The organism is Neobacillus niacini, assembly GCF_031457145.1.
Taxonomy (GTDB): domain Bacteria; phylum Bacillota; class Bacilli; order Bacillales; family Cytobacillaceae; genus Neobacillus; species Neobacillus niacini_J.
The window spans coordinates 34,149-59,042 of sequence record NZ_JAVDVZ010000016.1 but is presented as its reverse complement, the minus strand read 5'-3'; the positions used below and the strand labels follow the sequence as shown (position 1 = coordinate 59,042).

Below are 24,894 nucleotides of genomic sequence, written 5' to 3'. Positions count from 1 at the left end.
TTGCGAGCACTAGATATATTTACACGCATCCCGATCAGCAATCACAATGACATTGTTATGGTTCTTTAAGGCAGATGCCGGGAAATCTTCACTTATTTCTCCGTTTATTAACTTGAGAAGTGCTTCCGCCTTATTTCCTCCTGATACGAGTAGAAGAATTTCCTTGCTTTCAAGTATGGAGGCAATTCCCATTGTTATCGCATGTGTTGGGACTTCGTCAATGGAGTTGAAAAATCTTGAATTGGCTTCCCTTGTATTTTGTGCAAGGGTGACGAGATGTGTCCGACTGGAAAAGGGAGTTCCTGGTTCATTAAAACCAATATGCCCGTTTTGACCAATACCAAGTATTTGGAGATCAACTCCGCCTAGCTCATTTATTAGCTCTTCATAGCGCAGACATTCTTGTTCCAAATTGGCAGCAGTTCCATTTGGAATATGAGTATGATCTTCGTTAATATCTAAATGATTAAATAAACTCTGACTCATGAAATAATGATAGCTATTAGAATCTTTCGCAGGAAGCCCAATATATTCATCTAAATTAACCGTTTTTGCCTCCCTATAAGTGGTACCATTTGCCACACAGTCATGGATTAAATACTCATATACACCTTTTGGAGTGCTTCCTGTAGCCAATCCCAGCGTTATAGCAGGGTTAGAGCGGATTTTTTCTACGATGATTTTCCCAGCTTCTAAGCTCATTTCCTTATAATTTTCTGTACGAATTAGTTTCAATTTCATTACCCCTTTTTAAATGCCAGTTCTCCACGGCAAAATGTCATTTCAACTTGATAGTCATTAGTAAGAATTGTTAAATCAGCGTCTTTTCCTAAAGAAATGCTTCCTTTACGATCATAAACGTTTAATTGTTTTGCAGGATTCACACTTGCCATTTGAACAGCTTCAGATAGTGAAAGATCTGCTGCTTCAAGAATATTTTTTAAGCTATCGTTCATTTTTAAAATACTGCCCGCCAGTGTTCCGTCTGCGAGAAGCGCCTTGCCATCTGCAACCGATACATCTTGTCCACCAAGATCATAGATACCATTTTTTAGACATTTTGCCCGCATCGCATCCGTTATTAAAATCATGCCTTCTGTTCCTTTAGCATTGATTACCAGCTTCATAACCTCAGGGACTACATGAATCCCGTCGGCAATCAGTTCAACCATTAATTCTTTAAAAAGAAGGGCTGAACCTGCCACCCCAGGTTCACGGTGGTGGATTCCTCTCATTCCATTAAATAAATGTGTCACTTGTTTTGCTCCTGCTTGTACGGCTTTTTCCATCTCTTCATAAATTGCGTCAGAGTGCCCGATAGAAGCAATTACGTTATTTTCATGTAAATAGGAGATAAAGTTTGTCCCATTCTCAACTTCTGGGGCAACTGTAACCAATTTAATGTTTCCTTCAGCAAGTTCTTGCCACTGCTTAAATAATTCAATATCAGGGGTAACAATGTATTCCATCGGTTGTGCACCCGCACGTTTAGCGTTGATAAACGGACCTTCTAAATGAACACCAAGAATATCTGCCTTACCAGAAGTATTATGGCTTTTAAGATAACCTGCCGCATTTCTTAAGGCGTTTTCAATATTTTCATGTTTTTGCGTAATAGTTGTGGCTAAAAAGCTTGTTGTGCCTTCCGCAGGAAGTGTTTTTGCTATCGTTTCTAACGCATCAATGGTTGCATCCATTGTGTCCGCACCCGCTGCACCATGAATGTGGACGTCAATAAAGCCTGGAACAACGTTTTGATTCGTAGGGATATCTATTTTCTCAACATTACTTAAGTGAGAAGGAAGATTATTAATCGGACCTAGCTCTTTGATTTTTCCATTTTCAATAAAAATATAGATAGATTCTGCTACTTCATTTTCTAGAATAGCCTTGCCATGTACCATTAAAAGTAGGCTCAAAATCTTCATCTCCATTTCAAATAAAATACCTCTTTGATTTCATTATAGTCCCCAGTGGAATAGTTGTCTATACCAGCTAGAAGTTGTATTCTTATTTATTTTCCCATTAAATAAAGATTGTAGTATTCGAATAACTTACAAGTTGGTATGGAATATAAATAGTGCTAAAATAAGAAGAAATTGAAACAAACTTTAGATTGATAACTGTTTAGCTGTTAGCGCCTAAGTCGCTTACGCTGTTCAATAAGGAGGAAATCATTTGCCAAAGGTACGCACAAAGGATTTTTATGAGAGATTTCATCTGGAATTAATTAGCGGTGAGGAAGGAATTAATCGTCCGATTACTACAAGTGATATCTCGAGACCGGGAATTGAAATCGCTGGATATTTCAAATATTATCCTGCTGAACGAATCCAGCTATTAGGAAAAACGGAGCTGTCCTTCTTTGCGGAATTGTCCGACCATGAACGTATGTCAAGAATGGAACGGTTATGCACCGACATCACGCCTGCCATTATCATTACAAGGGGATTAGAAGTACCAGAAGAGCTGATTGAAGCCGCAGAGCGTGAATCTGTCCCAGTACTGCGTACGAATATGAAAACCACTCGTTTTTCTAGTCGGCTTACGAACTTTTTAGAGAGTAAGTTAGCCCCAACAACGGCCGTACATGGAGTTTTAGTGGATATTTACGGGATTGGCGTATTAATTACTGGAAAAAGTGGTGTGGGTAAAAGTGAAACAGCTTTGGAGCTTGTAAAACGCGGGCACCGTCTTGTGGCAGATGATTGTGTAGAGATTCGCCAGGAAGACGAAGACACGCTTGTTGGAACTTCTCCAGATTTAATTGAGCATTTATTAGAAATTCGCGGACTAGGCATTATTAATGTCATGACTCTTTTTGGTGCTGGAGCAGTGCGCAGTAATAAACGAATTACCATGGTAATTAACCTAGAAAATTGGGATTCCACCAAGCAATATGACCGTCTTGGTTTAGATGAAGAAAAGATGAAAATCATTGATACGGAAGTTACCAAGATCACAGTTCCAGTCCGTCCAGGACGAAACCTGTCTGTCATCATTGAGGTGGCTGCAATGAACTATCGATTGAAAAAAATGGGTGTTAACGCTGCACAGCAATTTACAGATCGTCTATCTGATGTCATTGAAGAAGGAGACCATGAGGATTAAATAAATACCTACATACATGTGGAAGGAGAAATGGTATGAATTCATCGATACAACCGCTTGATCCAATCGCTTTTGCCTTAGGTCCTATTCAAGTCCACTGGTATGGACTAATTATTGGTTCTGGTTTAGCACTTGCGTTATTTCTAGCTATTAGAGAAGGGGATAAGAGGGGGCTTCCAAAGGATACATTTGCAGATTTAATGCTTTGGGCGATCCCGATTGCGATTCTTTCAGCACGATTATATTATGTTATCTTTGAGTGGGGCTATTATGCTGAGCACCCAGGGCAAATCATTCAAATTTGGAATGGCGGTATTGCCATCCACGGTGCCTTAATTGGTTCGGTCGTAACCGCCTATGTTTTTGCAAAAAAACGTGGAATCTCTTTCTGGAAGATTGCTGATATTGCAGCACCAAGTATTATTTTGGGTCAAGCTATCGGACGCTGGGGAAATTTTATGAATCAGGAGGCTCATGGCGGCGAAGTTACTAGGTCGTTCCTCGAAAACATGCAGCTGCCTGAGTTTATTATTAATCAAATGTATATAAATGGTGCCTACTATCATCCAACCTTTCTGTACGAATCAATCTGGAATATCGTTGGATTTATTCTGTTAATTTTACTGCGCCGTGTAAATTTACGTCGTGGAGAGTTATTCCTGTCCTATGTCATTTGGTATTCAGTAGGACGTTTCTTCATTGAAGGTCTAAGAACGGATAGTTTAATGATCGGCGGTCTACGGATGGCACAAACGATCTCAATCGTTTTGATTATTGGTGCTGTTCTGATTCTGATTTACCGTAGAAAGAAAAACCTTGCGAAAGAACGATACCTAGACAAAAATAATCAAGCATTTACGAATTAATAAAGGAGATCTTGGAGAAATGATTAACTCAATAAAAAAGGGCTTACAGGTGGGGATAAGAACAACATGGACCTTAGGGAAAATTATTTTTCCGGTAACCCTTATTGTGGCTTTGCTCCAGTATACACCCATCTTACCTTGGGTGATTGAGAAAATTGCACCCATGATGAAGCTGATTGGTTTATCTGGAGACGCAGCCATTCCACTCGTCATAGGGAATTTCCTCAATCTTTATGCTGCGATTGGCGCCATTTTAACACTTGATTTTACGGTAAAAGAAGTTTTTATCTTAGCTGTTATGCTCTCATTTTCTCATAATTTAATTGTAGAGTCGGGCGTTGCTATGAAAGTTGGAATTAAGCTTTGGGTTGTCCTCGTTACCCGGCTGGGACTTGCGTTTGCCTCTGCGATTATCATTAATCTTGTTTGGCATGGAGGCGGCGAGAAAGCTCAATATGGTTTGATACAGGCGGGAAGTGAAGAGCAAGTATCAGGAATAGGTGCCATTTTACTCACAGCGCTTGAAAAAGCCGGACTGGGTATCCTGCAGTTAGCAATGATTGTCATCCCGCTGATGATTGTCATCCAAATTTTAAAGGACCTGCAATGGTTAAATAAATTTTCGCAGGGAATGTCTCCTGTTACTAGGAGCCTAGGAATGAATGAAAATACTTCTACCACGATGGCTGCGGGCTTGTTATTTGGTCTTGCCTATGGTGCGGGAGTTGTGATCCAGGCAGTGGAAGAAGATGGAGTAAGCAAAAGGGATATAACCCTGGCTTTTCTTTTTCTAATGTCCTGCCATGCGGTAGTAGAAGATACGCTAATCTTTATTCCGCTTGGAATACCAGTCTGGCCGCTCTTTTTGATCCGGTTGGGAGTCGCCATCGCCGTAACCTTGATTGTCGGATTCTTCTGGAGGCGGTCAGGTATCATGAGTAGAAAAGGAGCAGAACCAAATTATGAAAAGTAATATTAATACAATTTTATTTGATTTAGATGGAACGTTGATTGATACGAATGAGTTAATTATTTCAACCTATTTACACACACTTGAAAAATACTATCCAGGCAATTATGCACGAGAAGATGTCCTGCCATTCTTAGGTCCAACCCTTCATGAGGTTTTTGGTAACATGGATCCCGACCGAGTGGAGGAAATGGTACTAGAATATCGCGCCTACAACATCGCAAACCATGATTTGATGGTGAAGGAATTTGCAGGGGTCGTTGAAACTCTACAAATTCTTAAGGAAAAAGGCTACAAGCTAGGTATTGTTACGACCAAGCGTCACGATGTTGCGCTTAAAGGTATACATTTAATGAAGCTTGATACGTTTTTTGATGTAGTAGTGGCTTACGATCATGTGAAAAACGTAAAGCCAGATCCGGAACCAATTTATTTTGCACTGGAACAGTTAAATTCAAAGCCTGAAGAGGCCATGATGGTAGGAGATAATTACCATGATGTGCTTGCTGGTAAAAATGCAGGGACGAAAACGGCAGGTGTAGCCTGGACCATCAAGGGCAGGGAATATCTTGCAAAATATGAACCAGATTACATGTTAGAGAACATGTCCGACCTATTAACGATTCTTGGAGAGAAATAAGGATGAGGAATACCAGCCGCTACCCTGTTGAAGGCGCAAACTCCTTGTGGCATGTTTACAAAACTGTCCCTTTTTGGAAAGTTGTTAAAAACTTTATTGTCATTCAACTTGCAAGGTACACTCCATTCCTCGGAATGAAAAATTGGCTCTACCGCACTTTCCTAGGACTTAAGGTCGGCGAGCAAACATCCTTTGCCTTAATGGTCATGCCGGATGTGATGTTCCCTGAGAAAATCAGTGTAGGACGTAATACGGTTATTGGCTACAATACAACGCTGCTTGCTCATGAATATTTGATAAAAGAATATCGTCTCGGTCCTGTGAATATTGGAAGTGAAGTGATGATTGGTGCAAATTCAACCGTCCTTCCAGGGGTAACGATTGGTGACGGAGCTATTGTTTCCGCTGGAACACTAGTACATAAAGACGTCCCGGCTGGTGCATTTGTCGGCGGCAACCCAATGCGGATTATCTATACAAAAGAAGAAATGGAAAAACGATGGGCTGAAGATCCGATTTATGGCAGGCAGTTTTCGTAATGATTGTTGTTAAAATCTTAAAGCCGATTTTAACGTGGAAATAGTTATTTGGCGCTTTAGAATTTAGTTTGCAGGCTCTTTTCTTATTAAATTTATTCTATTTTCCTGCGGAAACTTAGCACAATCCTTAAATTTTGTTCCAAAATCAACAAAGTTTAAGAAAAGAGCCTCATGGCAATACAATTAAAAATTAAATGGAAGCCTGGTTTTCGAACCGGGCCTTTTTTTACATAAGTAATGATATTACGGTTGACGAATATTCCGCGAAAAGGTAAACTTTAATTTATTAGCGCATTAGCGAACTAAAGGATTCTGAAAATAAAGGATGATTTGGATGAGCCGTTTATTTATGTTTGAAAAGCCTTTAGGCATGAGAGATACGCTTCCGGAGTTATATGAAAAAAAGCATCGCGTCCGGACCTTGATGGAGGAAGCCATCAAACAGTGGGGATATCAATTTATTGATACACCTACCCTAGAATACTATGAAACAGTGGGAACCGCCTCTGCTATCCTTGATGCGGAGCTTTTCAAATTACTTGATAAAGATGGTCATACCCTCGTGCTTCGTCCGGATATGACTGCGCCGATTGCCAGGGTAGCAGCTTCACGGCTTTTAGAAAATGATCTTCCACTGCGATTGGCGTATTCCGGTAACGTATACCGCGCACAACAGCGGGAGGGAGGACGACCTGCAGAGTTTGAGCAAATCGGTGTGGAGTATATAAATGATGATACTGTTTCAAGTGACGGCGAGGTAATCGCATTGCTTGCATCTTCGTTAAAACAAGCTGGGCTGAGTCAATTTCAAGTATCTGTTGGCCATATCGGCTTCGCACAGGAATTATTTATGCAAATCTTAGGAACCAATGGACGTGCAACCGCACTAAGACGGTTTTTATATGAAAAGAATTATGTTGGCTATCGTGAGCAAGTAAACTCCTATTCTCTATCTTCCATTGATAAACAGCGGCTGCTTCAGCTTTTAGAGTTAAGAGGCGGCGAAGAAATCATTGGGAAAGCACTCGATATCATTGAAAATGGCTATGGAAAAGAATCGCTTATCCAGCTTAAGGAATTGTGGGAGGTTATTACCGACTATGGTCTTAAGGATTATGTGAAATTTGATTTTACGATTATGAGCCATATGAGTTATTACTCAGGAATTTTATTTGAGGCCTATGCAGGGAATGTTGGCTTTCCGATTGGAAATGGCGGCCGTTATGGATTGATAGAAAAATTCGGAAAAAATGCGAGTGCCACTGGTTTTGCTGTTAGGCTCGATAGACTTCTAGAGGCAATGGGCACACAAGAGGTTACCACGCCAGTGGAGTGTATTTTTTTCAGTCAAGAAAGACGCAAGGAAGCCTTTCAATTGGCCGAAACAATGAAAGCCGAGGGAAAAAAGATTGTCCTTCAGGATATTAACGGCGTTAAGAATCTTGATGCCTTTACGAAGAAATTTGCCAATACCACCTTTTTAATTGGGGGGGCTTAATGATGAGTACGAAATTAACGATTGCGATGCCAAAAGGCAGAATTTTTGAAGAGGCTTTAGTTTTACTGCGGAATGCAGGCTACAACCTTCCACCCGAGTTCGATGATTCACGGAAATTAATTCTCGATGTTGAAGAGGAAAACATGCGTTTTATCCTTTCAAAACCAATGGACGTCGCTACTTATGTCGAGCATGGCGTTGCGGATGTCGGGATCGCAGGTAAGGATGTATTACTTGAGGAAGAACGAGATGTATACGAACTCCTGGATTTACAAATCAGTTCCTGTTATTTGGCAGTTGCTGGGCTCCCAGGTACAGCTATGAATGATGTTGCTCCAAAAGTAGCCACCAAATACCCGAATGTTGCTGCAGCCTATTTTCGTGAACAGGGTGAACAAGTAGAAATTATCAAATTAAATGGTTCCATCGAGCTGGCACCATTAATTGGATTAGCTGACCGGATTGTTGACATTGTTTCGACCGGAAGAACACTTGTCGAAAATGGACTTGTTGAATATGAAAGAATTAAAGATGTCACATCAAGGCTGATTGTCAACCCTGTAAGTTACCGAATGAAAGACCAGCGAATTAACGATATGGTTACTAGATTAAGCGGTGTTGTTTCCTTGGAGGGAAAGTAAATGAAAATAGTTAAAGTGAGTGACCTAATTTCAATCAAACGGTCAATTGAATCTGGTACAGCTGAACAGTTAGCCGTTGTTAAAAATATCATTTCGGATATTCGCACTAATGGTGACAAAGCGTTACGAGAGTATACGGAAAAATTTGACCGAGTGAAACTAGAGACTTTCGCGGTAACAGAAAGTGAAATTGAGGAAGCATATGAGAATGTTGATTCTGAGTTTATTTCAATTGTTCAAGAAGCAGCTGGAAATATCAGAAGATTCCATGAAAAACAACTACGCCCTTCGTGGATGACGACCGAAGAAAATGGCAGTATCCTTGGTCAAAAAATAACTCCCCTTGATTCTGTTGGTGTCTATGTCCCGGGGGGGACAGCAGCCTATCCTTCCTCTGTGCTTATGAATGTTATTCCTGCAAAGGTGGCAGGGGTGAAAAGAATCGTAATGGTATCACCGCCAAGTAATGATGGGAAACTTCCAGCAGCCGTGCTTGTTGCAGCGAAAGAAGCAGGTGTGAAAGAAATTTATAAAGTTGGCGGAGCTCAGGCCATTGCTGCACTTGCCTATGGAACAGAGTCGATTGCCCCTGTTGATAAAATTACCGGTCCAGGCAATATCTATGTCGCGTTGGCGAAGCGTGAGGTTTTCGGAGATGTTGATATCGATATGATTGCTGGTCCTAGCGAAATCGCGATTATTGCCGATGATTCCGCACGAGCCGATGAGGTTGCTGCTGATTTGTTATCTCAAGCAGAACACGACCCGCGTGCTTGCAGTGTCCTTATTACTCCTTCAAATTTATTAGCCGAAGCAGTAGCTGTCGAAGTGGAGATACAATTGGCAGAATTGCCACGTAAGGATATTGCCTCTAAATCGATTGCAGATTTTGGTGTCATCTATGTGACTTCATCCATAGAGGAAGCAGTTGAAACGGTTAATCAGCTGGCACCAGAACACCTTGAAATCTTGACTGAAAATGGGATAGAGCTGCTTGGGAAAATCCGTCATGCGGGCGCCATTTTTATCGGCCGGTATAGTTCCGAGCCGGTGGGAGACTATTTTGCTGGACCAAACCATGTCCTGCCAACCAATGGCACGGCTAGATTTTCAAGTCCACTGAATGTCGACGATTTTCAAAAGAAATCAAGTGTAATTATATATAGTGAAAAAGCTTTAAAAGATAATGGAGAAAAAATCGCAAAGTTTGCCCGCATGGAAGGCCTTGAAGCCCATGCGCGTGCAGTCGAATTGAGACTTAAGAATCAATAATTTATATTGCTGGGGGGTCCCTTTTATGGAAAGATACGCAAGCATTGAACGTAAAACAAATGAAACTCAAATCAGTTTGTCATTAGATATTGATGGCGAAGGAAAGTCTGAACTGGAAACAGGAGTTCCATTCATGAGCCATATGCTCGATTTATTCGCGAAACATGGACAATTTAACCTTACCGTGGATGCAAAAGGGGATATTGAGGTAGACGACCATCATACTACAGAGGATATCGGAATTGTTTTAGGACAGGCATTGCGCGAAGCCCTCGGTGATAAAAGAGGGATTAAACGCTATGGGAATGCTTTTGTACCAATGGATGAATCATTAGCACAGGTTGTTGTAGATCTCAGTAATCGACCACACCTTGAAATGAGGGCGGAGTTCCCAAATGCTAAAGTGGGTACCTTCGATACGGAGCTCGTTCATGAATTTTTGTGGAAGCTTGCCCTAGAGGCTCGCATGAACCTTCATGTCATTGTTCATTACGGACAAAATACTCATCACATGATTGAAGCTGTTTTTAAAGCACTTGGTCGAGCGCTTGACGAAGCGACAACAATAGACCCCCGCATCAAAGGAGTTCCGTCAACGAAAGGGATGTTATAAATGATTGGCATTGTCGATTATGGGATGGGCAATCTGTTTAGCGTCAGTAAGGCACTAGAGCGGTTGAATGCAGAATATTTTATCTCAGGGAACAAAGAAGAACTCATGAGTGCTGATGCGTTATTGCTTCCAGGGGTTGGCTCTTTCCGAGACGCGATGAAGGTATTACAAGTAGATACTATTAAGGAGTTTGCAGCAAGTGGGAAACCTCTGCTTGGCATTTGCCTAGGCATGCAGCTTTTGTTTGAAGATAGTGATGAGAATGGTCTGACGAAAGGGCTCGGATTATTACCCGGCAAAGTCCGCCGCTTTCCTGGTAAGACGGCGGTAGGGGAAACATATAAGGTTCCTCATATGGGCTGGAATAAGCTTGAATTTGTAAATGAGTCCCCCTTATTAAAAGGGTTAGAAGAAGACTATGTGTATTTCGTTCATTCTTATTATGTAAGTGTGGAAAATTCCGAAGTACTGCTGGCAAAGGCAGATTATCATGAAGAAGTGTCTGCCGTTGTGGGCAAGGATAATATTTTTGGAATGCAATTCCACCCTGAAAAAAGCAGTAAGTTAGGGATGGCCTTGTTGAATAATTTTCTAAAATTAGTTGAAGAAAGGAAGGCGGTACGATGACACTCACCATTTATCCAGCAATTGATATGCGCGGCGGGAATTGCGTCCGCCTCCTCCAGGGAGATTATGATAAGGAAACCATTTATGGTGACTCTCCTTTTGATATGGCTAAGCGATTTGCGGCTGACGGTGCGGAATGGATTCATATGGTTGACCTTGATGGTGCTAAGGATGGAAAACGGGTGAATGATTCCTTTGTGATTGAAGCCGCCAAGCAGCTAAAGGTAAAAGTCCAAATTGGCGGAGGGATTCGTTCTGAAGCAGATATCCTTCATTATTTGGAAAATGGCATTACTCGAGTGATTATTGGAAGTATTGCTGTTTCGAATCCGCAGTTTGCGATTGAGATGATTCAAAAATATCGGGAGAAAATTGTCGTAGGTATTGACGCGAAAAATGGTTATGTAGCCACCCATGGCTGGCTTACCACTTCAGAAGTAAGAGCAGTAGACCTGAGCAAGCGCTTTGCGGATGCTGGTGCCGATACGTTTATTTTCACGGATATTGCCACTGATGGGACACTTGCTGGTCCTAATATTGCTGCTGTATGCGAAATGGCTGAAGTAACAGGGAAAAATGTCATTGCCTCCGGCGGTGTAAGCAGTTTAGCCGATTTGCGTGCACTTAATGCTGAGGGTGTGAAAGGCGCAATTGTTGGCAAAGCCCTTTATGAGAATCGATTTACATTGAAGGAAGCTCTTGCAATTGGTGAGGTGAGCAAATGACACTGACAAAACGAATCATTCCATGTCTTGATGTAAAAGAAGGAAGAGTAGTGAAGGGTATTCAATTTGTTCAGCTTCGGGATGCCGGAGACCCAGTTGAATTAGCCAGGTTTTATGATGAGCAAGGAGCAGATGAGCTTGTCTTCCTTGATATTTCTGCCTCCGTGGAAGGACGAAAAACAATGGTCGAAGTGGTAAAGGCTGTCGCTTCGGAGCTAGCGATTCCTTTTACGGTTGGAGGCGGCATTAATTCGTTGGAGGATATGAAACGCATTCTCCGTGCGGGTGCGGATAAGGTGTCCTTAAATACGGCTGCTGTTTTGAACCCTGGATTAATTTCTGAGGGAGCTGACTTCTTTGGAACACAATGCATTGTCGTCGCCATTGACGCAAAGTATGACGAAGAACTTGGGACATGGCGTGTTTATACACATGGCGGCCGGACACCAACGGATCGTAAGGTAATTGAATGGGCAAAAGAAGCTGCTGAATTAGGTGCAGGTGAAATTTTGCTGACAAGTATGGATTGTGATGGCGAGAAAAACGGCTTTGATCTCAAGTTGACAAAAGCGGTAAGTGAAGTTGTGACCATTCCGGTGATTGCTTCAGGCGGTGCTGGAAATGCCGGTCATTTTGAAGATGCTTTTGTAAACGGAAAAGCGGATGCCGCTCTAGCAGCTTCTATTTTTCACTATAAAGAAACATCCGTACATGAGGTGAAGAGCTATTTGCAAGAGAAGGGAGTGAGTGTCCGATGAATATTCGTTTTGATGAAAAAGGTCTTGTACCTGCGATCGTTCAGGATGCCGAAACGAAAGAAGTATTAACATTAGCGTATATGAATCAGGAATCTTTGACAAAAACACTTGAAACCGGGGAAACATGGTTTTTCAGCCGCTCACGACAGGAGTTGTGGCATAAAGGTGCTACCAGCGGGAACACTCAGTCTGTCGTAAGTGTGAAATATGACTGTGATCAGGATGCTGTACTTGTGCTCGTAGAGCCAAAAGGTCCAGCTTGCCATACAGGAGCAGTAAGTTGCTTCTCAGAGGGCATTACAGAAAGAAGCTCAAGTCTGGCAGACTATCAAATCTTACAATCCTTAGAGAAGCTTATTATTGAGCGAGAAAAAGAACGTCCAGAAGGGGCCTATACCACCTATCTTTTCGAAAAAGGCGTCGACAAAATCTTGAAAAAGGTCGGTGAAGAGGCCGCGGAAGTCATTATCGCAGCCAAAAACCGCGACAAAGAAGAACTAAAATGGGAAGCCGCCGACCTCCTCTACCACCTGCAGGTATTACTAGTCGAGCAGGGGCTACCGTTAAAAGAAGTCTTGAAAACTTTAGAAGAGAGACATAAACGGTGACAGGCACCATTTATACAAAAAAACGCTGTTATGCAGCGTTTTTTGTATGTCCATTATTTCCATTTCACTCCATACGGTTGATTTTCTTCTCCTACAGGTTGGGATTGTGGTATACTACATAAGTTAGTTTATTGTAAAGATGGAGGTCTCCATGGTTAAAGACGCGAAAGCAAGAATTCAAAAGGGAAAGATTTTGTCCTTTGTCCCGACTGGGGAATATTATTTCACGAAGGGTATTAAGGCATACCATCGCCGTGATTTTAAAAAAGCTAAAAAATATCTTCAACGGGCGATGCAGCTGGAGCCGGGTGAACCGATGATAACCTGTCAGCTTGCCATAGTTTCAACGGAACTTGGTGAGTTTGAAAATTCTAATCGTCTCTTGCATTTAATCCTTGAAGATCTTGATGAAGAAATGGCTGAATGCCATTATTTTTTAGCAAATAATTATGCTCATATGGGTTTGTTTAAAGATTCCTATCATCATGCAAATATGTATTTAGAATTGGAGCCAAACGGTGATTTTATTGAAGATACAGAAGACCTTCTAGAGCTTCTTTCGTTTGAGGCGGAGGGATTAGAAGATGAGCTTTATGAACAGGATGATCTGATCATTAAGCAGGAGCAGGCTCGTGATTTATTGGAATCTGGCTATTTTCCGAAAGCCATTGAGCTGTTAAAGGATGTTGTGGAAGAATACCCTGAATATTGGTCTGCCTATAACAACTTAGCTCTCGCTTATTTTTATTTGGGTAAAGCAAAAAAAGCAGAATCGATTCTCGATGATGTATTAGACAGAAATCCAGGAAATCTACATGCATTGTGTAATCGGTTAGTTTTTGCTCATTACCAGGGCAAAACGAACGCTGTATCACGTTTAATGGATACCTTAAAGAAAATTCAGCCAATGCTCATCGACCACCAATTTAAATTAGGGGCAACCTTTGCTTTAGTTGGTGAATATGATTCTGCATACTTTTGGTTGAAAAAACTATATAAAAATGGATTTGATGGTGACGGTCCATATTATTATTGGCTTTCCTATTCGGCTTATCATACCAAGCATGAAAGCTTTGCGAAAACGATTTGGAAAACAGTACTTGCGCATAACCCTGATAAAGAGGGGTTCGAACCTTGGAATTTGGAAAAACCTATTGCAAATGGATTTGAAGATCACTCTGGTTCAATTTTTCAAAAATTAGAAAGTGATTATATCGAAGAACGTTTATTTGCCATATTCCTGGCATCTGTTTCAGGAAAAGTAGAGGAGATCTTTACTTCTAAACGTTTTTATCAGAATCAAAAGCTTTCGACAATGGAAAAGAATTATGTGTCTCTCCTAAAATCGGGAACTCCTTCAGTAATAAAAGATGCACAGGAAATTGCTGAGGTACTTTATGAAATCCATCAGCCAATCGGAACCGTTGAATCAGGATTATATTTAATGTGGTTTTCGGTATTTGTAGAAATATCCAAGTCTGAGCTGGACTTGAGTAACAAGCGTGCTTGGGCTGGGGCAATGGAATATGTCTGGAATAAGACTAGCAATGAAAAAGTATCACAGCAAGAAATAGCCAATCGCTATGGACTTTCCCCCTCAACATTAGGGAAATATGTAAAACTAGTGAAAAAGTATCTGAAATAAGCAGATAAATGGACTTCAATACAATTGTTTTATACGATTAAGTAGGTAATACTACACTTAATCGTATTTTTTTATATATAGGGAGTGACAAATATGTCTGAGGAAAAAATTTATGATGTGATTATCGCAGGTGCTGGTCCTGCTGGGATGACAGCTGCTGTTTATACTTCTCGTGCCAATCTTTCTACACTTATGATTGAACGAGGAATGCCTGGAGGCCAAATGGCCAACACAGAGGATGTTGAAAACTATCCTGGATTTGAAAGTATCCTAGGTCCGGACTTATCCACAAAAATGTTTGAGCATGCGAAAAAGTTTGGTGCCGAATATGCCTATGGTGATATCAAAGAAATTATCGATAATGGTGAGACTAAAACCGTTGTCGCAGGATCAAAGCAGTATAAAGCCTATTCTGTTATTATTTCGGCTGGAGCTGAATATAAGAAGGTAGGAGTACCGGGCGAAAAGGAACTTAGCGGCCGCGGTGTTTCTTATTGTGCCGTATGTGATGGCGCATTTTTTAAACAAAAGGAATTGTATGTTATCGGTGGCGGAGACTCAGCAGTTGAAGAAGGAGTTTACTTAACTCGTTTCGCATCTAAAGTGACAATCGTTCATCGACGTGAAGAGCTTCGTGCCCAGAAAATTCTTCAAGACCGCGCATTTGCCAATGAAAAAATTGATTTTATTTGGAATCATACCATTAAGTCAATTAATGACAAAGATGGAAAGGTTGGCAGCGTCACTCTAGTTTCAACACAAAATGGAGAAGAACAGGAACTACCAGCAGACGGTGTGTTTATCTATATCGGGATGATTCCCCTTTCTAAACCATTTAGTAACCTTGGAATCACTAATGAAAATGGCTATATTGAAACAAACGAGCGAATGGAAACAAAGGTACCGGGAATATTTGCTGCTGGTGATATACGTGAGAAAACCCTAAGACAAATCGTAACCGCTACCGGTGATGGAAGCATCGCTGCTCAAAGTGCACAACACTTTGTAGAAGAACTAAAAGAAGAATTGAAAATTAAACAGTAGGTTTACAAAATCTTCATAAACGTAATTCTGTTTTAACTTTCCTGTAACAGTGGTGAAATAATAATAAGGTAGAATAAAAATTAAGAATTGACCCCCTTTAAAATATTCACTTGGTGCACAGGCTCAGGGAGCCTGTGCTATTTTTTGTCTAGCACAAGCGGCCCAGCGCCTAGTGTACTTCGCCAACCTTCCTAGGATAAGTCACATCGAATCGCTACGCTTTTTGATTTTACATATTTTTAACATGTTTGTTTCATTGTGACCGCTTACTAAAAGGAGTATAATAAAAAGAATAAATATACGCTATTTTACCATTACATAGCTTGTTATATAGAGGGTGAATGTTGTGCAGCGAGTCACCAATTGTGTATTAATTAGAGATAATCAAGTATTAATGCTAAAGAAACCGCGTCGTGGCTGGTGGGTAGCACCAGGCGGCAAAATGGAGCCTGGTGAATCTGTTAGAGATTCCTGTATCCGTGAGTTCCGGGAAGAAACAGGAATCTATTTAAAAAACCCAAAATTAAAGGGTATTTTTACCTTTATTATGAAAGAAAATGATCAAGTCTTATCCGAATGGATGATGTTTACCTTTTTTGCAACGGATTCTGATGGTATGGGGTTAGACGAATCAGAAGAGGGTAAGCTTGAATGGCAGCAGCTAGATCAAGTCAAAAATCTGCCAATGGCGGCGGGTGACTATCATATTATCGATTATATGATTCATGGAAAAGGAATCATTTACGGTACTTTTACGTATACGAAAGATTTTCAACTAATTAGTTATCGATTAGATCCAAGTTAACTTGAGGGGGAATAATTATGAGTATCGGATCAACGAGTGAAACTCAGATGGTCATTATTACAGGAATGTCTGGAGCTGGAAAAACTGTTGCCATCCAAAGTTTAGAGGATTTAGGTTTTTTCTGCGTGGATAATCTACCTCCAACTTTGCTTCCAAAATTCCTTGAACTTATGAAGGAATCTGGGAATAAGATGAATAAAGTGGCATTGGTAATGGATTTAAGGGGAAGAGAGTTCTTTGACCATTTATTTAAGGCACTTGATGAACTTGCAGAAACTTCATGGGTTAATCCACAAATCTTGTTCTTAGATGCTGATGATGCTACGTTAGTTCGAAGATATAAGGAAACAAGGAGGTTTCATCCTCTTGCACAATCTGGTTTGCCATTAGAAGGAATCAAGCTGGAGAGGGAGCTTCTTGATGAATTAAAAGGTAGAGCTCAGCTTATATATAACACTTCGCAAATGAAGCCACGTGATTTACGTGAAAAAATCATAACTGAATTTACCACTAATAAAAAATCAATTTTTACTGTCAATGTCATGTCATTTGGATTTAAATATGGAATTCCCATTGATGCCGATCTTGTTTTTGATGTACGCTTCCTGCCAAATCCCCATTATATTGATCATATGAGGCCTAAGACAGGTTTAGATGAAGAAGTTTCCAGCTATGTTTTGAAATGGAATGAAACGCATAAATTCTTAGAGAAGGTTACCGATTTGCTTAGCTTTATGCTTCCGCATTACAAGCGGGAAGGAAAAGCTCAGCTTGTCATCGCCATTGGTTGTACCGGAGGGCAGCATCGCTCCGTTACTCTGGCAGAATATCTTGCTAAATTCTTTGATAATGATTACAAGACACTTGTTTCGCACCGTGACATTGAGAGGAGAAAGGATCAGACGATATGAGCGAGTTAGGACAGCCTAGAATCGTCATCATTGGCGGAGGAACAGGATTGCCGGTTTTATTGCGGGGGTTAAAACAATATCCAGTCGATATTACCGCCATCGTGACAGTTGCAGATGATGGCGGCAGTTCGGGAAGGCTCCGCGATGACCTGCAAATTCCACCTCCTGGAGATATCCGAAATGTGTTAGTTGCATTATCAGATGTTGAACCCTTAGTAGAAGAGATGTTTCAACACCGTTTTAAAACTTCCAATGAATTATCGGGTCATTCGCTTGGGAATTTGATTTTAGCAGCAATGACTTCGATAACGGGGAACTTTGTTCATGCTATTCAAGAGATGAGTAAGGTATTAAATGTTCGAGGTAAGGTTCTGCCCGCAGCCAACCAAAGCGTTGTGCTTCATGCAGAAATGGAGGATGGGGCAGTTGTATCGGGGGAGTCAAAGATTCCCTATTCTGGCAAAAAAATTAAAAAAGTTTTTTTAACACCGGTAGTTATTACGCCACTTCCAGAGTCAATACAAGCGATTAGACAAGCGGATTTAATTATTATCGGCCCAGGCAGTTTATATACGAGTATATTGCCTAATTTGCTTGTACCAAAATTAGGGGAAGAAATCTGCCGTTCACATGCTAAAAAGGTGTATATTTGTAATTTAATGACACAAGCAGGTGAAACCCATGGATTCACAGCCAGTGACCATGTAAAAGCCATTTATGACCATATGGCTTGTGCTTTTATGGATACGATGTTGGTTAACGACAAAGAAATTCCTGAAGACATTCAACTCCGCTATAATGAAGAACTTGCGAATCCTGTCCACTATGATTTGGATATTATCAATCGTCTTGGACTTGACGTAGTTCACGCTGACATAGCGGTACAGGAAAATGGGGCGCTTAGGCATGATCCAAAAAAGGTTGCCAAAATTTTATATAATTTGCTTTTAAGTGAAACCAAAAAGCGTCATGAAGCGTAATACTAATACCCGGCTGTAAAGTGGGCAAAGGGGGTGAAGGGATGTCTTTCGCTTCGGAAACGAAAAAAGAATTGACGAATTTGGAAATAAAGCCATGCTGCATTCAAGCAGAACTTTCAGCTCTCATACGCATGAATGGTTCTATGTCCTTTTCCAACCGTAAGTTAATTGTAGATATTCAGACGGAAAATGCAGCGATTGCAAGAAGGATTTACACGTTAATAAAAAAGAGCTATGATGTGCCTGTTGAACTTCTCGTTCGAAAAAAAATGCGTTTAAAAAAGAACAATGTTTACATTGTCCGTCTATCGCAACGGGCTAAGGAAATACTAGAGGATATGAAAATCCTTGGTGAAGGATTTACCTTCATCCATGATATAGCTAGCGAGCTTGTGAAAAAGAAGTGTTGTAAACGTTCTTACTTACGTGGCGCATTTCTTGCTGGAGGTTCCGTTAATAATCCAGAGACTTCTTCTTATCATTTGGAAATTGCTTCGCTTTATAAGGAACATAATGATTCCTTGTGCGAATTAATGAATAAATTTGGTCTAAATAGTAAAACGCTTGAGCGAAAAAAAGGCTATATTACTTACTTAAAAGAGGCGGAAAAAATTACCGAGTGTTTAAATATCATTGGTGCAGTCAATGCTCTTCTCCGCTTTGAAGATGTTCGGATTGTCCGAGATATGCGAAATTCGGTTAATCGACTCGTTAATTGTGAAACTGCGAACTTAAATAAGACCATTGGTGCTTCCATTCGGCAGGTTGAGAATATTCGATATATTAACGAAACGGTTGGGCTCCATATTCTACCTGATAAGTTAAGAGAAATCGCTGAACTCCGTCTCCATTACACAGATGTGACCCTTAAAGAATTAGGGGAGATGGTTACCGGAGGCACAATTAGTAAATCGGGAATTAATCATCGGTTAAGAAAAATAGATGAAATTGCTGAAAAATTACGTATAGGTGAAATGGCTTCAAGAAAATAGAGGAAAAATATGAGGAGGATTTAATAATGGTAGAGAAACAAGTGGAAGTAAAATTGAAAACGGGTCTTCAAGCACGACCTGCCGCATTATTTGTTCAGGAGGCAAACCGTTTTTCATCTGATATATTTTTAGAGAAAGATGGTAAAAAAGTAAATGCGAAAAGCATTATGGGTCTAATGAGCTTAGCAGTTGGTTCAGGAGTGGCCGTCAATATTGTCGCTGAAGGCGATGATGAAGAAAAAGCGGTTGAAGCATTGTCTCATTTTGTTCAAAATGAACATTAAACATAAAAAGAGTTTGACCTAAAAATGGTCAAACTCTTTTTTCTATATTTAGGTAGGTAACTATGAGGGGTTATAGTGAACGAAAGACATTCATAAAACTGGTTTGGGTAACTCCATCAGCCCTGGAGTAACCGAAAGACCTTCGGAAAACCGGTTTGGGTAACTCCATCAGCTCTGGAGTGACCGAAAGTCCTTTGGAAAACCAGTTTGGGTAAATCCAGCAGTTCTGGAGTGACCGAAAGACCTTCGGAAAACCGGTTTGGGTAAATCCAGCAGCTCTGGAGTGACCGAAAGACCTTCGGAAAACCGGTTTGGGTAACTCCAGCACTTCTGGAGTGACCGAAAGACATTCAGAAAACTAGTTTGGGTATATCCAGCAGCTCTGGAGTGACCGAAAGTCCTTTGGAAAACTAGTTTGGGTAACTCCAACACCTTTCCATTGATCCGAAAACACTTCTAAGCAGCATTCACGGTCACTCCACCGCATCCCATAAACAAAAAAAGCAGCCGTTCAACTTCCGGCTGCTCCACTTTTACTTATCTTTCTTTTCTTCTGTAAGGCTTCTAGTGATAATATGATCAACAAGACCGTATTCTTTCGCTCTTTCAGCTGTCATAAAGTTATCGCGGTCTGTATCCTTTTGAAGCACTTCTATAGGCTGACCAGTACGCTCTGCTAAGATTCCATTCAATTTTTCACGAAGGAAAAGAATGCGCTTCGCTGCAATTTCAATCTCGGTAGCTTGACCTTGTGCTCCGCCTAATGGCTGATGAATCATTACTTCAGCATTTGGCAACGCATAACGCTTGCCTTTTGTACCTGCTGCAAGTAAGAAAGCACCCATTGATGCAGCCATACCGATACAGATGGTTTGAACATCTGGCTTAATGAACTGCATAGTGTCATAAATAGCCATACCAGCAGTAATGCTGCCACCAGGGCTGTTAATATAAATGGATATATCCTTCTCAGGGTTTTCAGCTTCTAGGAATAGTAATTGTGCTACAATGCTGTTCGCAACATGATCGTCAATACCACTCCCAAGCATAATAATCCGGTCTTTTAACAGACGAGAATAAATATCATATGCTCTCTCTCCACGGCTTGTTTGTTCAATAACTGTAGGAATCAAATTCATTTTTCTTCCTCCTTTGAGTATGAAAGATTTTATAATATGTATAGTAATCATACACTGATGGTCAATTAAGGTCAAACAATTCGCCTTTAAAATGTTCGACAACTTTCCCTATTTCAGCATAACCATTTGGTGCTTTTTTAAACCTATTTTAGCTTGCAATGTTTCACAAATTGGCATATAATAGACAAGTCGCACATTTGCGCTCGTGGTGCAACGGATAGCACGCAAGCCTCCGAAGCTTGAAATGCAGGTTCGATTCCTGCCGAGCGCGTCATAAAACCTCCTTTTCCACTGGAAAGGGAGTTTTTTTATTTTAACTGTTATTTTTCGTACACGAAAACCCTTTCATCATGTAAAATAGAGCGAGGGGGGAATAGTCAATGGATTTAAAAGCAGGTTTATGGCAACAGCAATCGTTGAAATTGGCAATGACACAGGAACTGACCCAAGCGATTGCACTCTTACAATATTCAGCACAGGAGCTTTCTTCTTTTTTAGAAAACAAGGCACTTGAAAATCCCCTATTACAGGTTGAGAATAATAATATTCAGCCTATTAACCCATTAATAGACCGCAATCGGCGCAAACATACGAAACATACAGAAAACGAGTGGATTGAACAAATTGCAGCAAAGTCATCCATTATGGAAGACCAACTAATTAATCAACTTTCACTTCATAAATACTCTAGTATTCAATTAAAAGTGATCAAATATCTAATTGAGAATCTCGATGTAAACGGATACTTAATCTCTGAACCGGAGGAAATTTCGGAACGGTTAAGAGTCCCGTTAGAACTTGTAGAAGAAAGCATTATTGTAATCCAAACGTTAGAACCGGCTGGTATCGGTGCTCGAACCCTGCAAGAATGCTTATTAATTCAAGTAGAACGGGAAAACTTTGAGGATCATTTAGCGCTAACCATCCTTACTGATTATTTTGTCCCATTTGCAGAAAAGAAATGGAAGCAAATTGCAAAGGAATTACAAGTTCCTATCCAAAAGATTCAAGAGGTATTTGACACCATTCAGCAATTGAATCCACGTCCTGGATCACGTTTGGAACAAGAAAATGCCTCCTACATTATTCCTGATGCTATCGTTGAACGGTTCGGGGATGGATATTCAGTAAGGCTGTGTAATGACAGTATTCCTAAAATCAGTTTTAACGACCATTATTATAAAAAACTGACTACTAGCCAAGATTCTCAGGTAGGTCGTTTTTTACAGGAGAAGGTACAGGATTATCAATGGATCATAAGAAGTATTGAGCAGAGGAAGGAAACGTTAACAAGGGTTGTAAGTAAAATTGTCGAAAAACAAACTCAATTTTTTGAAAAAGGTCGAGAATTCTTAGTGCCGATGACGATGAAGGAAGTAGCAAATGAGCTTGAAATACATGAGTCAACCGTAAGCCGAGCGGTGAAAGAAAAATATGTGCAGACACCAATCGGAACTTTCTCACTTAAATCCTTTTTTACGAGCACTATTCAAACAGTTTCAAACGAAAGTACATCCTCCAGTCAAGTGAAAAATGCAATATCTTCCATGATTGAAACTGAAAATAAACAACGACCGTTTTCAGATCAAGAAATAGTGGAAATACTAAAGACAAAACAAGGAATTGTAGTTTCAAGGAGAACTGTTGCAAAATACCGAGATCAACTTGGAATAGCATCCTCTTCAAAAAGAAAAAGGTTTGATTGAAAGGAAATGAATAATGTCGCAAACTATAATTACCCTATATACAAGAAAACAATGTTCATTATGTGATAAAGCTAAGGCTACGATTTTGGAGTTAAAGGAACGGTGGAACTTTACCCTTGAGGAAATTGATATTGCCCAAAGTGATGACTTAACAGAAAAGTTTGGAATCATGATTCCAGTGGTTCACATCAATGGAGTAGAAGTTGCTTTTGGAATTATTGATAAAAATGACCTGAGTAACCGTTTACAAGAAAAAATAGCAAAATTTTAAGTTGAAATAGATTTTCACTCCTGTTAGAATGATAATTGTTAGCAGGGGTGATTTTTTTTCGACTGAGTGGGACATAATTTGTCTACGGTGGACATTTTACGACCCAGCGACATAGTATAAAGGAGCAAGTTGTTATGCAGTCACTCATCGATATCCAAAAAAGATTATTACCTGATCTACTTCAAGTGTTACATAAACGATATTCTATCCTGAGGCATATTGGTTTTATGCAGCCTGTAGGTAGAAGGAGTCTAGCCGCCAATCTTGGGTATACAGAACGAGTTCTTCGCAGTGAAGTTGATTTCCTAAAGGAACAAAATCTTATTTCGATTAACAATATTGGAATGAGTTTAACCTCTGAAGGGAAAAATCTTTTAGAGGATTTAGAAGGTCTAATCCGTGAATTAATCGGTATTGATGTAATGGAGTTAGAATTAAAACACCGCCTAAAGATTCGTAAGGTAGTGATTGTACCTGGTAACAGTGATGAATCCTTAATGGTTAAAGATGACCTAGGCAAGGCCAGTGCGATTTGCATGAAAAAGTATCTGTCCGGGAAAAATATTATCGCTGTAACTGGCGGTTCAACCATGGCAGCTATCGCAAAAGTACTTACACCAGAGCTTGGCAAAAAGGAATTGCTGTTCGTTCCAGCTCGTGGCGGAATTGGTGAGGATGTTCAGAACCAGGCGAATACGATTAGCTCAATTATGTCAAAAAATACCCAATCAAAGCATCGTGTGTTTTATGTACCCGATCAGGTTAGTAACGAAATTTATCAATCCCTTATTAAAGAACCTGAAATTCATGAAGTTTTACATCTAATAAAATCAGCGAGCATGGTTCTTCATGGTATTGGGGATGCTATCACAATGGCTGAAAGAAGAAGTTCTAAGCCCGAAATCATGCAAAAGCTAGAAGCAAATGCAGCAGTGGGGGAAGCTTTCGGCTATTATTTTAATGAAAAGGGTGAAATCGTCCATAAAGTTTTAACGATTGGACTTCAACTCGAAGATTTAACACAGATTCCTAATGTAATCGCTGTGGCAGGCGGCACTTCAAAGGCGAAAGCCATTAGGGCATATATGAAACAAGCACCAGCCTCGACGATACTAATTACCGATGAGGGTGCAGCAAGAAAGTTATTAAAAGGGTAAATCCTTTTTAAATAAGGCTACTTTTTAAGAAAAGAGCCTAAATAAAAACCTTTTTTCAAAACAAGGAGGAAATTAAAATGACAGTAAAAGTTGGTATTAATGGATTTGGTCGTATCGGCCGTAACGTATTCCGCGCGGCATTAAATAACTCAGAGATGGAAATTGTAGCAATTAACGATTTAACAGATGCAAACATGCTTGCGCATCTTTTAAAATACGATACAGTCCATGGCACTCTTCAAGCAGATGTTAAAGTTGACGGTCAATACCTAGTTGTTGGTAACCAAAAAGTAAAAGTACTAGCTGAACGCGATCCTGCTCAATTAGGTTGGGGAGAGCTTGGAGTTGAGGTAGTAGTTGAATCTACAGGACGTTTCACTAAGCGTGAAGATGCAGCGAAACACCTTGAAGCAGGTGCGAAAAAAGTTATCATCTCTGCTCCAGCATCAAACGAAGATATTACAATTGTTATGGGTGTTAATGAAGATAAATACGACGCGGCTAACCACCATGTATTATCAAATGCTTCATGTACAACTAACTGTCTAGCTCCTTTTGCTAAGGTTTTAAATGATAATTTCGGAATTAAGCGTGGAATGATGACAACTATTCACTCTTATACAAATGACCAACAAATCCTTGACTTGCCACATAAGGACTACCGTCGTGCTCGTGCAGCTGCAGAGAACATGATTCCAACTACAACTGGTGCTGCTAAAGCAGTTGCATTAGTTCTTCCTGAACTTAAAGGGAAATTAAATGGTATGGCAATTCGCGTACCAACTCCAAACGTATCTATCGTTGATTTAGTTGCTGAATTAGATAAGAATGTTACAGCTGAAGAAATTAATGCCGCTATGAAAGCAGCTGCTGAAGGTCCATTAAAAGGAATTTTAGCTTATAGCGAACTACCATTAGTTTCTACTGACTATAATGGTGCAACAGTTTCATCTACAGTTGACGGATTATCAACAATGGTTCTTGAAGACAATATGGTAAAAGTATTATCTTGGTACGATAACGAAGTTGGTTACTCAAGCCGCGTTGTTGACCTTATTGGATATATCGCTCAAAAAGGTCTATAATCCTAAT

General features: G+C 40.3%; 27 protein-coding genes and 1 tRNA gene. 25 read left to right on the top strand and 3 right to left on the bottom strand.

What is annotated here, in order from left to right; all coding sequences use genetic code 11:
• Positions 1-9: 9 nt before the first annotated feature.
• Positions 10-735 (bottom strand): glucosamine-6-phosphate deaminase, encoded by a 726-nt coding sequence (gene nagB / locus J2Y03_RS25015; RefSeq protein ID WP_310199533.1) that lies wholly within the window; start codon positions 733-735, stop codon positions 10-12.
• Between the two features lie 5 nt (positions 736-740).
• Entirely contained in the window at positions 741-1,928 is a 1,188-nt protein-coding gene (gene nagA / locus J2Y03_RS25010; protein WP_310199631.1) for an N-acetylglucosamine-6-phosphate deacetylase, read from the bottom strand.
• Between the two features lie 250 nt (positions 1,929-2,178).
• On the opposite strand from nagA, the gene hprK reads away from it, so the two are divergent.
• The 20 genes from hprK to J2Y03_RS24910 all read left to right on the top strand — a co-directional run bounded on the left by hprK (position 2,179) and on the right by J2Y03_RS24910 (position 19,529).
• Positions 2,179-3,111, top strand: a complete 933-nt coding sequence (hprK, locus tag J2Y03_RS25005; RefSeq protein WP_132092884.1) for an HPr(Ser) kinase/phosphatase — start codon at positions 2,179-2,181, stop codon at positions 3,109-3,111.
• 35 nt (positions 3,112-3,146) lie between these two features.
• Positions 3,147-3,977 carry a prolipoprotein diacylglyceryl transferase gene (gene lgt, locus J2Y03_RS25000; protein ID WP_310199531.1) on the top strand — a complete coding sequence of 277 codons (831 nt, stop codon included), beginning with the start codon at positions 3,147-3,149 and terminating at the stop codon, positions 3,975-3,977.
• Between the two features lie 19 nt (positions 3,978-3,996).
• Positions 3,997-4,950, top strand: coding sequence for a nucleoside recognition domain-containing protein (locus tag J2Y03_RS24995; RefSeq protein WP_310199529.1), 954 nt, complete (start codon positions 3,997-3,999; stop codon positions 4,948-4,950).
• Positions 4,940-5,587 (top strand): pyrophosphatase PpaX, encoded by a 648-nt coding sequence (ppaX, locus tag J2Y03_RS24990; protein WP_310199527.1) that lies wholly within the window; start codon positions 4,940-4,942, stop codon positions 5,585-5,587. Before J2Y03_RS24995 ends, ppaX begins: the two co-directional genes overlap by 11 nt.
• A gap of 2 nt (positions 5,588-5,589) precedes the next feature.
• Positions 5,590-6,126 (top strand): acyltransferase, encoded by a 537-nt coding sequence (locus J2Y03_RS24985; protein WP_310199525.1) that lies wholly within the window; start codon positions 5,590-5,592, stop codon positions 6,124-6,126.
• Positions 6,127-6,460: 334 nt separating this feature from the next.
• Entirely contained in the window at positions 6,461-7,624 is a 1,164-nt protein-coding gene (locus J2Y03_RS24980; protein ID WP_310199524.1) for an ATP phosphoribosyltransferase regulatory subunit, read from the top strand.
• Positions 7,625-7,626: 2 nt separating this feature from the next.
• On the top strand, positions 7,627-8,265 hold the full coding sequence (gene hisG / locus J2Y03_RS24975) for an ATP phosphoribosyltransferase (RefSeq protein ID WP_310199523.1): 639 nt from the start codon (positions 7,627-7,629) through the stop codon (positions 8,263-8,265).
• Positions 8,266-9,537 carry a histidinol dehydrogenase gene (gene hisD, locus J2Y03_RS24970; protein ID WP_310199522.1) on the top strand — a complete coding sequence of 424 codons (1,272 nt, stop codon included), beginning with the start codon at positions 8,266-8,268 and terminating at the stop codon, positions 9,535-9,537.
• Positions 9,538-9,562: 25 nt separating this feature from the next.
• Positions 9,563-10,150: an imidazoleglycerol-phosphate dehydratase HisB gene (gene hisB / locus J2Y03_RS24965; RefSeq protein ID WP_132092860.1), complete on the top strand. Its 588-nt coding sequence runs from the start codon at positions 9,563-9,565 to the stop codon at positions 10,148-10,150.
• Entirely contained in the window at positions 10,151-10,777 is a 627-nt protein-coding gene (gene hisH, locus J2Y03_RS24960; protein WP_310199521.1) for an imidazole glycerol phosphate synthase subunit HisH, read from the top strand.
• Entirely contained in the window at positions 10,774-11,502 is a 729-nt protein-coding gene (gene hisA, locus J2Y03_RS24955) for a 1-(5-phosphoribosyl)-5-[(5-phosphoribosylamino)methylideneamino]imidazole-4-carboxamide isomerase (RefSeq protein WP_310199520.1), read from the top strand. Before hisH ends, hisA begins: the two co-directional genes overlap by 4 nt.
• Positions 11,499-12,260: an imidazole glycerol phosphate synthase subunit HisF gene (hisF, locus tag J2Y03_RS24950; protein ID WP_310199517.1), complete on the top strand. Its 762-nt coding sequence runs from the start codon at positions 11,499-11,501 to the stop codon at positions 12,258-12,260. The genes hisA and hisF overlap by 4 nt, the downstream gene beginning before the upstream one ends.
• Positions 12,257-12,868 (top strand): bifunctional phosphoribosyl-AMP cyclohydrolase/phosphoribosyl-ATP diphosphatase HisIE, encoded by a 612-nt coding sequence (gene hisIE, locus J2Y03_RS24945; RefSeq protein WP_310199515.1) that lies wholly within the window; start codon positions 12,257-12,259, stop codon positions 12,866-12,868. Before hisF ends, hisIE begins: the two co-directional genes overlap by 4 nt.
• A gap of 151 nt (positions 12,869-13,019) precedes the next feature.
• Complete coding sequence (locus J2Y03_RS24940; protein WP_310199514.1) at positions 13,020-14,513, top strand: tetratricopeptide repeat protein; 1,494 nt, start codon at positions 13,020-13,022, stop codon at positions 14,511-14,513.
• A gap of 93 nt (positions 14,514-14,606) precedes the next feature.
• Complete coding sequence (trxB, locus tag J2Y03_RS24935) at positions 14,607-15,557, top strand: thioredoxin-disulfide reductase (protein WP_310199512.1); 951 nt, start codon at positions 14,607-14,609, stop codon at positions 15,555-15,557.
• A 346-nt stretch (positions 15,558-15,903) separates the two neighbouring features.
• The gene (locus tag J2Y03_RS24930; protein ID WP_310199510.1) at positions 15,904-16,362 is read left to right on the top strand and encodes an NUDIX hydrolase; all 459 of its coding nucleotides are present in this window, start codon (positions 15,904-15,906) and stop codon (positions 16,360-16,362) included.
• A 17-nt stretch (positions 16,363-16,379) separates the two neighbouring features.
• Positions 16,380-17,273 (top strand): RNase adapter RapZ, encoded by an 894-nt coding sequence (gene rapZ, locus J2Y03_RS24925; RefSeq protein ID WP_132092836.1) that lies wholly within the window; start codon positions 16,380-16,382, stop codon positions 17,271-17,273.
• Positions 17,270-18,253, top strand: a complete 984-nt coding sequence (locus J2Y03_RS24920; protein WP_310199508.1) for a gluconeogenesis factor YvcK family protein — start codon at positions 17,270-17,272, stop codon at positions 18,251-18,253. The genes rapZ and J2Y03_RS24920 overlap by 4 nt, the downstream gene beginning before the upstream one ends.
• A 41-nt stretch (positions 18,254-18,294) precedes the next feature.
• On the top strand, positions 18,295-19,245 hold the full coding sequence (gene whiA / locus J2Y03_RS24915; protein WP_132092830.1) for a DNA-binding protein WhiA: 951 nt from the start codon (positions 18,295-18,297) through the stop codon (positions 19,243-19,245).
• A gap of 26 nt (positions 19,246-19,271) precedes the next feature.
• Positions 19,272-19,529: an HPr family phosphocarrier protein gene (locus tag J2Y03_RS24910; protein WP_132092827.1), complete on the top strand. Its 258-nt coding sequence runs from the start codon at positions 19,272-19,274 to the stop codon at positions 19,527-19,529.
• Positions 19,530-20,062: 533 nt separating this feature from the next.
• Here the strand turns inward: J2Y03_RS24910 and clpP are convergent.
• Positions 20,063-20,668 carry an ATP-dependent Clp endopeptidase proteolytic subunit ClpP gene (clpP, locus tag J2Y03_RS24905; RefSeq protein ID WP_310199504.1) on the bottom strand — a complete coding sequence of 202 codons (606 nt, stop codon included), beginning with the start codon at positions 20,666-20,668 and terminating at the stop codon, positions 20,063-20,065.
• 199 nt (positions 20,669-20,867) lie between these two features.
• Between clpP and J2Y03_RS24900 the strand changes: the two genes are divergently transcribed.
• The 5 genes from J2Y03_RS24900 to gap all read left to right on the top strand — a co-directional run bounded on the left by J2Y03_RS24900 (position 20,868) and on the right by gap (position 24,887).
• Positions 20,868-20,939, top strand: a tRNA-Arg gene (locus tag J2Y03_RS24900).
• Positions 20,940-21,048: 109 nt separating this feature from the next.
• Positions 21,049-22,374 (top strand): RNA polymerase factor sigma-54, encoded by a 1,326-nt coding sequence (rpoN, locus tag J2Y03_RS24895; RefSeq protein ID WP_310199502.1) that lies wholly within the window; start codon positions 21,049-21,051, stop codon positions 22,372-22,374.
• A 13-nt stretch (positions 22,375-22,387) separates the two neighbouring features.
• Positions 22,388-22,645, top strand: a complete 258-nt coding sequence (locus J2Y03_RS24890; RefSeq protein WP_310199501.1) for a glutaredoxin family protein — start codon at positions 22,388-22,390, stop codon at positions 22,643-22,645.
• Positions 22,646-22,779: 134 nt separating this feature from the next.
• Positions 22,780-23,802, top strand: coding sequence for a sugar-binding transcriptional regulator (locus tag J2Y03_RS24885; protein WP_132092741.1), 1,023 nt, complete (start codon positions 22,780-22,782; stop codon positions 23,800-23,802).
• A gap of 77 nt (positions 23,803-23,879) precedes the next feature.
• Positions 23,880-24,887, top strand: a complete 1,008-nt coding sequence (gene gap / locus J2Y03_RS24880) for a type I glyceraldehyde-3-phosphate dehydrogenase (RefSeq protein WP_310199497.1) — start codon at positions 23,880-23,882, stop codon at positions 24,885-24,887.
• Positions 24,888-24,894: the final 7 nt, after the last annotated feature.